We start from the raw sequence: 13308 nt of genomic DNA on the forward strand, positions 1-13308 counted from the left end.
TTCATACGCATTAACAAGCGTTAATGCATGTTCGTTTGCGAGCCGCAACACTGCGACTGCGGCCGATGGGTGCCGGGTGCTTGTTTTTGCGGAGACGAAGGATGCGTTCATACAGCGGCCACAACGGCCTGGCCCGGAGGACTTTTTTGGGGGGCCTTGCGACAGGGGGACTCAGCGTGGCGGCGGCGCAGGCTACGCCACCACAGCCACAACCGCTGGCCGCACGCTTGCCCGATGCGATGACCCGCCCCGGTGGGGCCGATCTACCATACGGCCTGCCCGCCGTGCACGAGGCGCAGGTGGAACGCAGCCTGTCGATGGCGGCGGGGGTTGCCGTGTGGCGCACGCCGCTTGAGCACCAGCGCGGCATCATCACCCCCAGCGGCCTGCACTTTGCAGTGCACCACAACGGCGTGCCCGACATCGCGCCGGAGCGCCACACCCTGAAGCTGCACGGGCTGGTCAACAAACCGCTGCGCTTTGATCTGGACCGCCTGATGCGCTACCCGATGGTCAGCCGCGTGCATTTTCTGGAGTGTGCGGGCAATTCGGCGGCCAATGCGCTGTCGCCCACCGCCCTGGACCAGACGCTGGGCGAGATTGCGGGCGAGGTGTCGTGCTCGGAGTGGACGGGGGTGCCGCTGGCGTATCTGCTGAACGAAGCGGGCCTGAAGGACAGCGCCCAATGGGTGGTGGCCGAAGGCGCTGACGGTGGGTCGCACAGCCGCAGCCTGCCACTGAAGGCCTTGATGGAGCACGGCATGGTGGCGCTGTTTCAGAACGGCGAGCGGCTGCGGCCGTCGCAAGGCTACCCCATGCGCCTGTTCATGCCAGGCTGGGAGGGCAATGTCAATGTGAAGTGGCTTCACCGGCTGGAAGTGGTGGACGCGCCCGCCTACACCAAGGACGAGTCGGGCCTGTACACGCAGGTGCTGGCCGATGGGCGGATCGAGCGCTTTGCGTTCCACATGGAGGTGAAGTCCGTGATCACGCACCCCTCGGGGCAGCAGCGTTTGCCGGAGCCCCATGGGTTTTACGAAATTGCGGGGCTGGCCTGGTCGGGCCGTGGGCGCATTGTGCGTGTGGACGTTTCGGTGGATGGTGGGCGCACCTGGGCTGTGGCGCAGCTGCACGGCCCGGTGCTGGACCGTGCCTTTACGCGCTTCACGCTGCCTTGGCAGTGGAGCGGCCGCAAGGCCGACCTGATGAGCCGCGCCACCGATGAACACGGCCGCACCCAGCCGCTGCGCAGCGAATGGAAACGCCGCTACGCCATGCACTCGTTCAACCACTACAACGCGGTGCAGGCCTGGCGTGTGCAGGCCGATGGCCGTGTGGAGAACGTGTATGCGTGAATACCATTGCTGTCAGTTGCTGCCCGCCGGGCGCGCCACCCTGCGGCGTGGCGCAGTTGCGGCCATGGTGGCGGGACTGGTGGGGGCAGGAGCAGCCAGCGAGGCCCAGGCGCCATCAGCGGCGGCTCCAGAGCCAGCAGCGCCACCGCATGTCATTGGACTGGGGCAACCGCTGTCGCCTGCCGATGTGGAGCGCCATGCCATCACCGTCTTCCCCAACGGCCGCAACCTGCCGGCCGGCCGGGGCAGCGTGGAGCAGGGCGCGCGGCTGTACGCCATGCACTGCGCCGCCTGCCACGGAGCAAAGGGCATTGAAGGGCCCGCGGCGCGGCTGGTAGGTTCTGACGGCTTCATTGGCTGGAGCGATCCGTTGCGCCCCCTGCGCGTGCGCAAGTACCCGTTACAGGTGCTGTCGGTGGGTGCGATGTGGCCTTACGCCACCACGGTGTTCGACTACGTGCGCAGGGGCATGCCGATGCACGCACCCAAGAGCCTGACCGATGACGAGGTGTACGCCATCACGGCGCACCTGCTGCACCTGAACGGCCTTGTGCCAGGTGACGCCATCATGGACAAGGAGAAACTGCCCAGGGTGGTGATGCCAGGGCGGGACCGCACAGTCAGTGCATGGCCGCAGGAACGCTGAACGCTGTTCAACCGCCGCGTGACGGTTCCACCATGCCCAGCCGTGCCCGGATGCGGGAGAGCGACACCGGCGAGATGCCCAGGTAGCTGGCCACATGGTGCTGCGGCAGGTGGGCTGCCAGATCACCATGCGTGGCCAGAAAAGACTGGTAGCGCACTTCGGGTGGGTGGCTCAACAACTCGGCTTCGCGGTGTGCATGCCGCTGAAACACATAGCCCAGGCCTTCTTCCAGCAAGGGGCCGATGTGGGGAAAGCTGCGTTGCCATTGCTGCAAGGTGGCATAGGCCAGCTCCACGGCCTCTACGGGCGCCAGGGCCTCGATGGCGTAGGGGCTGGGCAGCGCAAGGGGTGGCAGGTTGCCGGCCACCCAGCTGCCGGCGCCGTGGAACGACCGGTTGCGCTCCGTGCCATGTTCGTTCAGGTAGAACAGCCGGACTACGCCACTGCGCACCTGCCAGCAGCGGGTGCTGGTCTCGCCGGCCTGTTGCAGCGACATGCCCGCACTGAACTGGCGGCGGGGCAGATCCTGCCACAGCACCGCAAGAGCCGGTTCAGACTCGACCAGAGCCTCCAGCGCAGGCGGCTGGCAGACAGTGCAGGCGCTGGTGGTGGAAGTCACAGCAATCAGGCGTATCAGGCGTAGTCAGACACCGGAATGCAGCTGCAGCTCAGGTTGCGGTCACCCCACACGTTGTCCACCCGGCCCACGGGCGACCAGTATTTGCTGCTGCGCAAGGCGGCCACAGGGTAGGCGGCGGCTTCGCGGGTGTAGGGGCGGCTCCACTCGCCGCCGAGCAGGCTCTCGGCCGTGTGCGGGGCGTTCTTCAGGGGGTTGTTGTCCTGCGGCCAGACGCCGTTTTCGATCTGGCGGATTTCCTCGCGGATGGCAATCATCGCGTCGATGAAGCGATCGATCTCGGACAGCGTCTCGCTCTCGGTGGGCTCCACCATCAGCGTGTTGGGCACGGGGAAGGAGAGCGTGGGCGCATGAAAGCCGTAGTCAATCAGGCGCTTGGCCACGTCTTCGGCCATCACGCCGCTGGTGTCCTTCAGGCCGCGCAGGTCCAGGATGCACTCGTGTGCCACGTGGCCGTTTTCGCTGGCGTACAGCGTGGGGTAGTGGTCCTTGAGGCGTGCGCTGATGTAGTTGGCCGAGAGGATGGCGGTCTCGGTGGCGGCCTGCAGGCCTTCGGCGCCCATCATGCGGCAGTACATCCAGCTGATGGGCAGTACGGCGGCATTGCCCAGTGGCGCTGCCGACACGGCACCCACGCCGCCGGCCACACCGGCCGTTGCATGACCAGGCAGGAAGGGCACCAGGTCTTCCACCACGCAGACGGGGCCCACGCCGGGGCCGCCACCGCCGTGGGGAATGCAGAACGTTTTGTGCAGATTCAGGTGGCTCACGTCGCCGCCGAACTCGCCGGGGGCGGCCACGCCCACCAGGGCGTTCATGTTGGCGCCATCCACATACACCCGGCCGCCGTGGCTGTGCACCAGGGCGCAGAGCTCCTTCACCTGGGTTTCAAACACGCCGTGCGTGCTGGGGTAGGTGATCATGATGCAGGCCAGGTTGGCGCTGTGCTGTTCGCACTTGGCCTTGAGATCGGCCATGTCCACGTTGCCATTGGCGTCGCAGGCGGTCACCACCACCTGCATGCCCACCATCTGGGCGCTGGCGGGGTTGGTGCCGTGTGCGCTGCTGGGGATCAGGCAGATGTTGCGGTGCGCATGGCCCTGGGCTTCGTGGTAGGCCTTGATGGCCAGCAGGCCGGCGTACTCACCTTGCGATCCCGCATTGGGCTGCAGGCTGATGCCCGCGTAGCCCGTGGCCTGGCACAGCCAGGCGCGCAGTTGTTCGTCCAGCTCCTTGTAGCCCTGCAGCTGGTCTGCGGGTGCAAACGGGTGCACGTTGGCAAACTCTGGCCAGGTGATCGGGATCATCTCGCTCGTGGCGTTGAGCTTCATGGTGCAGCTGCCCAGCGGGATCATGGTGCGGTCCAGCGCCAGGTCCTTGTCGGACAGCTGGCGGATGTAGCGCAGCATGCCGGTCTCAGAGTGGTGCGTGTTGAACACAGGGTGCGTGAGGTAGCGGCTGGTGCGGCGTAGCGCCGCGGGGATCAACGACTCCACACCGTTTTCAAACGCATCAAACGTGGGCAGGGCCTGGCCGTCCTTGGCGAAGATCTTCCACAGCAATTCGATGTCGGCCCGCGTGGTGGTTTCGTCCAGCGAGATGCAGAGGTACTCTTCGAAGTAAATCCGCAGATTGGCGCCCATCTGGATTGCGCGAGCAGCTATGGATTTGGTAGCGGCTCCGGTGTGCAGGCTCAGCGTGTCGAAGGTCGCCTGCTCGCGCACCGGGGCGCCCAGCTGCTTCAGGCCCTGGGCCAGGATGGCCGTGTAGCTGGCCACACGCTGCGCAATGCGCTGCAGGCCTTCGGGGCCGTGGTACACAGCGTACATGCTGGCGATCACGGCGGGCAACACTTGCGCGGTGCAGATATTCGACGTGGCCTTTTCGCGGCGGATGTGCTGCTCGCGCGTTTGCAGGGCCAGGCGGTAGGCAGGCTTGCCATGCGCGTCCACGCTCACGCCCACCAGGCGGCCGGGCAGGCTGCGCTTGAAATCGTCGCGGCAGGCCATGTAGGCCGCGTGCGGGCCACCGGCGCCCATGGGCATGCCAAAACGCTGGGTGGTGCCCACGACGATGTCGGCACCCCATTCACCGGGCGGCGTGATCAGCGTGAGGGCCTGCAGGTCGGCTGCGGCGATGAAGGCGGCTTGCTTGGTGTGGGCTTTTTCCACGTCGGCGCGCAGGTCGTCAATGCGGCCGCTGGTGGCGGGGTACTGGGCCAGCACGGCGAAGTAGTCGCCATTGAGCGCGGCATCCCATTCGGCGGCGGAATTGGCCAGCAGCACCTCGATGCCCAGCGGCTTGGCACGGGTCTGGATCACCTCGATGGTTTGCGGGTGGGCATCACCGGCCACCACAAACACATTGCTTTTGCTCTTGACCGAGCGCTTGGCCAGCGTCATCGCCTCGGCGGCGGCGGTGGCCTCATCGAGCATCGACGCATTGGCAATGGGCATGCCGGTCAGGTCGCACACCATGGTCTGGAAGTTGACCAGCGCCTCCATGCGGCCCTGCGAGATTTCGGCCTGGTAGGGCGTGTAGGCGGTGTACCAGGCGGGGTTTTCCAGGATGTTGCGCAGGATGACGCCCGGCGTGTGCGTGCCGTAGTAGCCCTGGCCGATGAAGCTTTTGAGGACCTGGTTCTTGGCCGCCAGCGCCTTGAGTTCGGCCAGCGCCGCGGCTTCCGTGATGGGCGCGGGCAGGTCCATCGCGCTGCTGCGGGCGATGGAGCGCGGCACGATGGAGTCAATCAGCGCCCGGCGCGACGCCTCGCCAATCACGGACAGCATGTGGGCTTCATCCGCTGCGTCGATGCCGATGTGGCGGGGCAGGAATTCGGCGGCGTTCTCCAGAGCGGAAAGGGGCAGGGCGGCGGTCATGGGCGGGCGTTCGGGTGCTATTAAAAAAGAAGCTGCTGGCGCTTGTTGCTTGGTTGATTCAGCGTGTTTTATGGCTGAAAGCCAATGAAATCAAGCGCAGGCAGCTATGGTTTTTCTATGAAAGCGTCAAGGCCCTCAGGCGCTGGCGGCAAAGGCTGAGTAGGCGGCTTCGTCCAGCAGCGCATCGAGCTGGCTGGCGTCGCTGAGCTTGACCTTGAAGAACCAGCCGGCATTGAGCGGGTCGGAGTTGGCCAGCGAGGGGTCGGCGCGCAGCGCTTCGTTGACTTCCACCACTTCGCCGGAGACGGGCATGTACACGTCAGCCGCAGCCTTGACGGACTCCACCACGCCCGCGACATCGCCCTGCGCAAACGTGGCGCCGACGGCGGGCAGATCTACGAACACCACGTCACCGAGGGCATCCTGGGCATGCACGGTGATGCCGACCACGGCCGCATTGGCGTCGGCGACGTTGATCCACTCGTGGTCTTTGGAAAATTTGACGGTCATGGAAAGGCTCCTCAAGCAATGGGGAAAAAAATGAAGGAATCTGCAATGTAGCGGGCGCAGGCGTGGTCGGCACGCAGCGCCGGCGGAAATCAGCCACGGAAGTAGTTGGCGGGCACAAACGGCAGGGCGCGCACCTCCATCGGCACGGCCTTGCCGCGCACGATGGCGTTCACGCGCGTGCCGATGGCTGCAAAGGCGGGCGCCACATAGCCCATGGCCACGGGCTCGTTCACCGTGGGCCCCAGCAGGCCGCTGGTGACTTCGCCGATTTTTTGCCCATCGGTGCTTTGCAGCTCGGTGTGTTCGCGCACCGGTACACGTTCCAGCGCGACCAGGCCCACTCGCTTGCGCTGCAGGCTGGCGGGGTTGTCGATCTGCGCCAGCACCTTGTCGGCGCCCGGGAAGCCGCCAGCACGCGCGCCACCGGTGCGGCGCACCTTCTGGATGGCCCAGTTCAGGCCCGCTTCGGGCGGCGTGGTGGTGGTGTCAATGTCGTTGCCATACAGGCACAGGCCGGCTTCCAGGCGCAGCGAATTGCGGGCGCCCAGGCCAATGGGCTTCACTTCTGGCTGGGCCAGCAGCGCGCGGGCAAGGGTTTCGGCCTGGGCGGCGGGCACCGAGATTTCAAAGCCGTCCTCGCCGGTGTAGCCACTGCGGGTCACGAAGCAGTCGCAGCCTGCAATGCTGAATGCACCACCGGTCATGAACACCAGCTTTTCCACACCGGGCGCCAGGCGTGCAAGGGCAGTGGCCGCCTGCGGGCCCTGCAGCGCCAGCAGGCCGTGGTCGGGCATCGGCACCACCTTGCAACGCTGGTCGATGCGCGCCTGGATGTGCGCGATGTCGTCCACCTTGCACGCGCCGTTGACGATGACAAACAGGGTGGGCTCGCCGTCCACCACGCCCTGGTTGAAGAACATCAGGTCATCCATGACCGTGCCTTCGTCGGTGAGCAGCAGGCCGTAGCGCTGCTTGCCCACGGGCAGGTCGATCACATCCACGGGCATCAGGGTTTCGAAGGCTGCGGCGGCATCGGGGCCCACCAGCTTGAGCTGGCCCATGTGCGAGACGTCGAACAGGCCGGCGGCCGTGCGCGTGTGCACATGCTCGGCCATGAGGCCCGCGGGGTACTGCACGGGCATGGAATATCCGGCAAACGGCACCATGCGGGCGCCCAGCTCGGTGTGCAGGGCGTTCAGGGGCGTGGCAAGCAGGGGGGCGTTGGCTGACGACATGGCGGAACTCCGGGGCAAATGGGGGCCGTAGCCACCACGGTGGCCACGGGATTTGCCCTGCTGTCCGCTTTACCTGAGAGATTCGCCCCACTGCCCTGGCTGGCCGTGCGGTTTGCTCCTTCGGTGGATGGCCTCATAACGCGGTGCGGCGGGCCATCTCTCTCCAGCAAGGGAACGCCCGCATCACTGCGGGCGGTTGTCAGTCCTTTTGCCTGAGCGTTCGGCTGTTGCCTGCGCCTTCGGCGGTGCGGTGGCCCTTAGGGCTGGCACTCTCTCCTGACCGGGCGATTCTAGTGCAGTGTTTGACGCTTGATGGCGCAAACAAGAAAAATGGATTTTTGGCACTGGCAAGGCGCAAACCACAGCGATACCGGGCGGTATCGCGAGGATTTGCAACGCGGCCATGGCCGAAAAGACGTTTTCTTGCGTGCCAGAAAGCGTGAAACACTGCACTCGCTACTTTGCGTAGACCAGATCCCGCAAACCCAGCGACAGCTGCGGCACGTAGGTCACGATCATGAGGCACGCCATGATGACCAGCACGAACGGAATCAAATGCCCCACGATGCGGTCCAGCGATATGCGCGCCACCGTGCAGGCCGCAAACAGGTTCACGCCAAACGGCGGCGTGATCATGCCCATGGCCAGGTTCACCACCATGATGAGTCCGAAGTGCACCGGGTCCACACCAAAGTGCATGGCCACCGGTGCCAGGATGGGCGCCAGCACAATGATGGCGGCGCTGGTCTCGATGAACATGCCGATGATGAACAGCGCCGCGTTCACGCCCAGCAGGAAGAGCGTGGGCGACTGCAGCACCGCTTCCAGCCAGCGGCCAATCGCATCGGGTACACCCGCACGGGTGATGAGAAAGGCAAACAGCCCGGCGTTGGCAATGATGAACATGATCACGGCCGACGAGATGGCCGACTTGCGCAGGATGCCGAACAGGTCCTTGATGCGGATCTCGCGGTAGATCACCACGCCGATGACGAGCGCATAGAACACCGCCACAGCCGATGCCTCGGTGGGCGTGAAGATGCCGCCGTAGATGCCGCCCAGGATGATGACCGGCATCAGCAGCGCCCAGCCCGCCTGCAGCGTGGCCCGGCCCAGGGGCATGCGGCCGTCACCGTCGTTCTTGCCCCAGCCCTTCCATTTGCAATAGGCCCATACGAAAAGCATCAATGCGCCACTGATAAGAACGCCCGGGCCAAAGCCTGCGATGAACAGCTCACCGATCGACACCTCGGCGCTCACGCCATACAGGATGAGCGGAATCGAGGGCGGGATGATCACGCCCAGCTCGGCACTGGTGGCCTGCAGCGCGGCGGCATAGCTGGTGGGGTAGCCGTGCTTGATGAGCGCCGGGATCAGGATGGCGCCAATCGCAAACGTGGTGGCCACCGACGAGCCCGACACGGCTGCAAAGATCATGCAGGTGAGCACGCAGGTCATGGGCAGGCCGCCCTGCACCCCGCCCACGATGCTCTTGGCAAACTCCACCAGCCGGCGCGAGATGCCGCCGGTTTCCATCAGGTTGCCCGCCAGGATGAAGAACGGAATGGCGGCCAGCGGAAACTTGTTGATCGAGGCGAACATCTCCTTGACCGAGATGAGCATGTTGGCATTGGCCACCTGGATGCCCAGGATGGAGGCCAGGCCGATGGAGACGGCCACGGACACGGTGAGTGCAAAACACAGCACCATGGTGGTGATCATGACTGGAGTCATTGGTGGACCCCCACGCTCGGCATTGCATGTTCTCGCTGCCCCCCGAGGGGGCCGTTCGCTCGCTTGAGGCGGCTCGTCGCGTCGCTCATTGCGCAGTCTCCAGCTCAAGGCGGTGGGGGTCGACCAGGCAGCCGATGATGCCGATGACGCTGAACACGCCGCCCACCGGCATGGCCACGTAGGCCCAGAACATGGAGACGGATTCGAGCCCCGCCATCGACTGCACGCCACCGCGCTGCGCATAGTCCCAGCCCCACCAGATGATCACGCCAATCAGCGCCAGCGCAGCCAGCGCCACGATGTAGTCGAGCACCCTGCGCACACGCGGTGGGCTCCAGCGGTAGAGCACGTCCACGCTCACCATTGCGCCCTGGCGAAACGCGCTGGGGATGGCCAGAAACACCATCCAGATCAGGCTGAAGCGGATCAGCACCTCCGTCCACTCGGCGGGCTGTTCCAGCACAAAACGGGTCACGATCTGGAACATGCCCAGCGCGGACGCTACGACCAGCATGGCGCACGCGCCCAGCAGTGCGGCAAACGTGGTGCCACGTTCAAACAACAGAAAGGCTTTTTTCATGGGGCGGACAACGCCAGGGAATCAGAGGCTATGAACAGAACAAAAAACAGATGAAAAACGCCCGTAGCGCTTATGCTACGGGCGTTATGTGCTACTGAAATTGTAGCAAATGCTGCACACTGCGCTTACTTGTATTCGCGGATCTTGTCGAGCGTGGCCTTGCCGAACTGCTTTTCAAACTCCGCATTCACGGGTGCCAGCGCGGCCACAAACTTGGACTTGTCGGGGTTGTCCACCACCGTCATGCCCTTGGCGCGCAGGTCGGCAACGCCCTTGGCATCGTCTTCGTCCACGCGGGCGCGGTTGGCCTTGGTGCCTTCCTTGGCAGCGTCGATGAAGGCCTGCTTGTCAGCGGCCGAGAGCTTGTCGAACGACGCCTTGTTCATCACGAAGATGGCGGGCGAATACACGTGGCCTGTGAGCGTCAGGTGCTTTTGCACCTGGTCAAACTTGGCCGAGATGATCACGGGCAGCGGGTTCTCCTGGCCGTCCACAGTGCCTTGCTGCAAGGCGGTGAACACTTCGGGGAAGGCCATGGGCGTGGTGATGATGCCAAAGCCCTTGTACGCGGCGATGTGCACGGGGTTTTCCATGGTGCGCATCTTCAGGCCCTTGAGGTCTTCAGGCGCGGTCACCGAGCGCTTGCTGTTGGTCATGTGGCGGAAACCGTTCTCGGCCCAGGCCAGGGCCTTGAAGCCCTTGCTGTCGAACTTGGTCAGCATCTCCTGACCGATGGGGCCGTCCAGCACGGCACGGGCGTGGGCCTTGTCGCGGAACAGGAAGGGCACGTCGAAGATGCGCGCCTCAGGCACGAAGTTGGGCACCGGGCCGGTGGAGCTGAAGGCCAGCTCCTGCGTGCCCAGCTGCACGGCTTCAATCGATTCGCGCTCGCCACCCAGGGCGCCGTTGTAGAAGGTCTGCACCTTGTAGCGGCCGCCCGTGCGTTTTTCGACTTCCTTGGCGAAGGTGTCGATGGCCACGCCCTGGTGAGAGTTCTGGGCCGTCGAGATGCTGATGCGCATGGTGGTCTGTGCGGCAGCGGTGGCCACAAAGCCGAGCGCAAGGCTCAAGCCAACGACGAGTTTGGTCAATTGCATGGTGTCTCCTGTGGGATGTGGTGAGCGCTGCAGCGGGGCAGCGGCCCTGCGTGCAAGGCAGGTTGGCACAGTGTGCCAGCGCTGGGAAATTATGGTGTCGCGCCGGTGGCCGGAGCATCGGGGTTTGTGCTGGTAAGCGTGCTTATCAATGCAGGGCGTCAGCTTCCTGTCATGCACGGTTGGTGGGCATCGCGCAGTGCTCCATGCCAAGGGCCCCGCGCTGGCGGTAACCAGCCGGGGCCTTGTCATTTCGTGCGCTCCGGTAAGAGCGCCTTGATGGAAGAAGTATGCGCTGCACGGCGGAGATGAATTTGCTGAATTCGCTTCAAAAATGGGTTGCTGCAGAAAATCCTTCTGCAAATGGAGATCTGAGCGAATAATCAGGCCGATGGATCGTCTCGACAGAAAAATTCTCGCCGTGCTGCAGGCCAACGCCCGCGCCAGCCTGCAAGAAATCGGCCAGGCCGTGGGCCTGAGCCCGTCGCCCTGCTGGGGCCGCATCAGGAAGATGGAGGAGGCCGGTGTCATCCAGGGCTACACGGTGCGCATCAACCCGCAGTCGCTCGACCTGGCTGACACCGTGCTCGTGCAGGTCACGCTCGACAGCCATTCGGACAACACGCTCGAAAAGTTTGGCGAAACGCTGGCCAGCATTCCCGAAGTGATCGAGGCGCACCTCGTCTCCGGCGACTACGACTACCTGCTGCGGGTGGTGGTGAAAGACACGCGCGACTACGAGCGCCTGCTGCGCGAGAAGCTTTACAAGATCAAGGGCATCCGCCACAGCCGCTCCAGCTTTGTGCTGCGCACGCTCAAGAAGGCGGATCTGCCGCTGTTTGCGGGTTAGACCGGTTTTCCCAAAGAAAAAGGCCTGCAACGCAGGCCCATCAAGCGCAAAGCGCTATGAGTTTTGTGGCAATTACATGCCGGCGTAGTTGGGCCCGCCACCGCCTTCCGGCGTCACCCACACGATGTTCTGCGTCGGGTCCTTGATGTCGCAGGTCTTGCAGTGCACGCAGTTCTGCGCATTGATCTGCAGGCGCTGGGCACCGCCGCCCTTGCCCTCGTCGGGCACGAACTCGTACACACCGGCGGGGCAGTAGCGCGCCTCGGGGCCGGCGTACTTGGCCAGGTTGATGTTGACCGGCACGCTCGGGTCCTTGAGCGTGAGGTGCGAGGGCTGGTTCTCTTCGTGGTTGGTGTTGCTGATGAACACGCTGGAGAGGCGGTCAAACGTCAGCTTGCCATCGGGCTTGGGATAGACGATGGGTTTGCACTCGGCCGCAGGCTTCAGATAGGCGTGGTCGGGCTTGTCGCGGTGCAGCGTCCAGGGGATGTGACCGCGCAACACAAACTGCTCGAAACCGTTCATCAGCGTGGCCGTGGTCAGGCCGTACTTGAACCAGTTCTTGAAGTTGCGGTCCTTGTTCAGCTCGGTGTGCAGCCAGCTCTTTTCAAAGGCTTCGGGGTAGGCGGTCAGTTCGTCGTGCTGGCGGCCTGCCACCACGGCGTCGTAGGCGGCTTCTGCGGCCAGCATGCCGGTCTTGATGGCCGCGTGGCTGCCCTTGATGCGGCCCACGTTCAGGTAGCCTGCGTTGCAGCCCACCAGCGCGCCGCCCGGGAACACCGTCTTGGGCAGGGCATTGATGCCGCTGGCATTGATGGCACGCGCGCCGTAGGACAGGCGTTTGGCCGTGATCTCGCCCTTTTCGTTTTCGAAGTAGTAGCGAACGTTGGGGTGCGTCTTCCAGCGCTGGAACTCTTCAAACGGGCTGAGGTAGGGGTTCTGGTAGCCCAGGCCGGTGACGAAGCCCACGGCCACCTTGTTGTCTTCCAGGTGGTACAGGAAGGCGCCACCGTAGGTGTCGTTTTCCATGGGCCAGCCAGCGGTGTGCATCACAAAGCCGGGCTGGTGCTTCTTGGGGTCAATCTCCCACAGCTCTTTGACGCCGATGCCGAAGCTTTGCGGGTCGCGGTCCTTGTCGAGGTGGAACCTGGCGATCAGCTGCTTGCCCAGGTGGCCGCGTGCGCCTTCGGCGAACACGGTGTATTTGCCCAGCAGCTCCATGCCCAGCTGGAAGTTCTCGGTGGGCTCGCCATCCTTGCCGATGCCAAGATTGCCGGTGGCTACGCCCTTGACGGAGCCGTTGTCGTTGTAGAGCACTTCAGCCGCAGTGAAGCCGGGGAAGATTTCCACGCCCAGCGCTTCGGCCTGTTCGCCCAGCCACTTGGTCAGGTTGCCCAGGCTGATGATGTAGTTGCCGTGGTTGTGCGCAAATGGCGGCAGGAACATGTTGGGCACACGAAAGCCCGACTTTTCGCTGAGGAAGATGTAGGCGTCGTCGGTGACGGGCTGGTTCAGCGGTGCGCCGCGCTTTTTCCAGTCGGGTATCAGCTCCGTGAGGGCCTTGGGGTCCATGATGGCGCCCGACAGGATGTGGGCGCCGGGTTCGGAGCCTTTTTCGAGCACCACCACCGAGACGTCCTGGCCTTTTTCGGCCGCCAGCTGCTTCAGGCGGATCGCAGTGGCCAAACCGCCGGGGCCACCGCCCACGACCACCACGTCGTATTCCATCGATTCACGGGGGCCATACTGGGCGATGATTTCTTCGTTTGTCATGGGCTTCTCGTCGGG

Annotated in this window: 11 protein-coding genes and 2 riboswitches; of the genes, 3 read left to right on the forward strand and 8 right to left on the reverse strand. The window is 64.4% G+C overall.

Annotated elements, in window-relative coordinates; all coding sequences use genetic code 11:
• The first annotated feature begins 101 nt into the window (after positions 1–101).
• Positions 102–1355 carry a sulfite dehydrogenase gene (gene soxC, locus AAFF19_RS12200; protein ID WP_342720252.1) on the forward strand — a complete coding sequence of 418 codons (1254 nt, stop codon included), beginning with the start codon at positions 102–104 and terminating at the stop codon, positions 1353–1355.
• A complete protein-coding gene (locus AAFF19_RS12205; RefSeq protein ID WP_342720253.1) occupies positions 1348–2001 on the forward strand; it encodes a cytochrome c in 654 nt (217 codons plus the stop codon). Before soxC ends, AAFF19_RS12205 begins: the two co-directional genes overlap by 8 nt.
• 7 nt (positions 2002–2008) lie before the next feature.
• Here the strand turns inward: AAFF19_RS12205 and AAFF19_RS12210 are convergent, their stop codons facing one another.
• The 7 genes from AAFF19_RS12210 to AAFF19_RS12240 form a co-directional block, all read right to left on the reverse strand.
• Entirely contained in the window at positions 2009–2620 is a 612-nt protein-coding gene (locus tag AAFF19_RS12210) for a Crp/Fnr family transcriptional regulator (RefSeq protein ID WP_342720254.1), read from the reverse strand.
• Positions 2621–2634: 14 nt separating this feature from the next.
• Entirely contained in the window at positions 2635–5517 is a 2883-nt protein-coding gene (gcvP, locus tag AAFF19_RS12215; RefSeq protein WP_342720255.1) for an aminomethyl-transferring glycine dehydrogenase, read from the reverse strand.
• Positions 5518–5652: 135 nt separating this feature from the next.
• On the reverse strand, positions 5653–6027 hold the full coding sequence (gene gcvH, locus AAFF19_RS12220) for a glycine cleavage system protein GcvH (protein ID WP_008906237.1): 375 nt from the start codon (positions 6025–6027) through the stop codon (positions 5653–5655).
• Between the two features lie 89 nt (positions 6028–6116).
• Entirely contained in the window at positions 6117–7262 is a 1146-nt protein-coding gene (gene gcvT / locus AAFF19_RS12225; RefSeq protein WP_182119166.1) for a glycine cleavage system aminomethyltransferase GcvT, read from the reverse strand.
• 50 nt (positions 7263–7312) lie between these two features.
• Positions 7313–7439, reverse strand: a riboswitch (glycine riboswitch).
• A 21-nt stretch (positions 7440–7460) separates the two neighbouring features.
• Positions 7461–7543: riboswitch (glycine riboswitch) on the reverse strand.
• 175 nt (positions 7544–7718) lie between these two features.
• Entirely contained in the window at positions 7719–8996 is a 1278-nt protein-coding gene (locus AAFF19_RS12230) for a TRAP transporter large permease (protein WP_182119165.1), read from the reverse strand.
• Positions 8997–9081: 85 nt separating this feature from the next.
• Entirely contained in the window at positions 9082–9576 is a 495-nt protein-coding gene (locus AAFF19_RS12235; protein ID WP_342720256.1) for a TRAP transporter small permease, read from the reverse strand.
• A 125-nt stretch (positions 9577–9701) separates the two neighbouring features.
• On the reverse strand, positions 9702–10673 hold the full coding sequence (locus AAFF19_RS12240) for a TRAP transporter substrate-binding protein (protein ID WP_008906241.1): 972 nt from the start codon (positions 10671–10673) through the stop codon (positions 9702–9704).
• Between the two features lie 388 nt (positions 10674–11061).
• Between AAFF19_RS12240 and AAFF19_RS12245 the strand changes: the two genes are divergently transcribed.
• Positions 11062–11520 (forward strand): Lrp/AsnC family transcriptional regulator, encoded by a 459-nt coding sequence (locus AAFF19_RS12245; protein ID WP_008906242.1) that lies wholly within the window; start codon positions 11062–11064, stop codon positions 11518–11520.
• A gap of 72 nt (positions 11521–11592) precedes the next feature.
• On the opposite strand, the gene AAFF19_RS12250 is transcribed toward AAFF19_RS12245, so the two are convergent.
• Positions 11593–13293 (reverse strand): electron transfer flavoprotein-ubiquinone oxidoreductase, encoded by a 1701-nt coding sequence (locus AAFF19_RS12250; RefSeq protein ID WP_182119163.1) that lies wholly within the window; start codon positions 13291–13293, stop codon positions 11593–11595.
• Positions 13294–13308 lie beyond the last annotated feature (15 nt).

It is taken from the genome of Acidovorax sp. FHTAMBA (assembly GCF_038958875.1).
GTDB lineage: Bacteria > Pseudomonadota > Gammaproteobacteria > Burkholderiales > Burkholderiaceae_C > Acidovorax.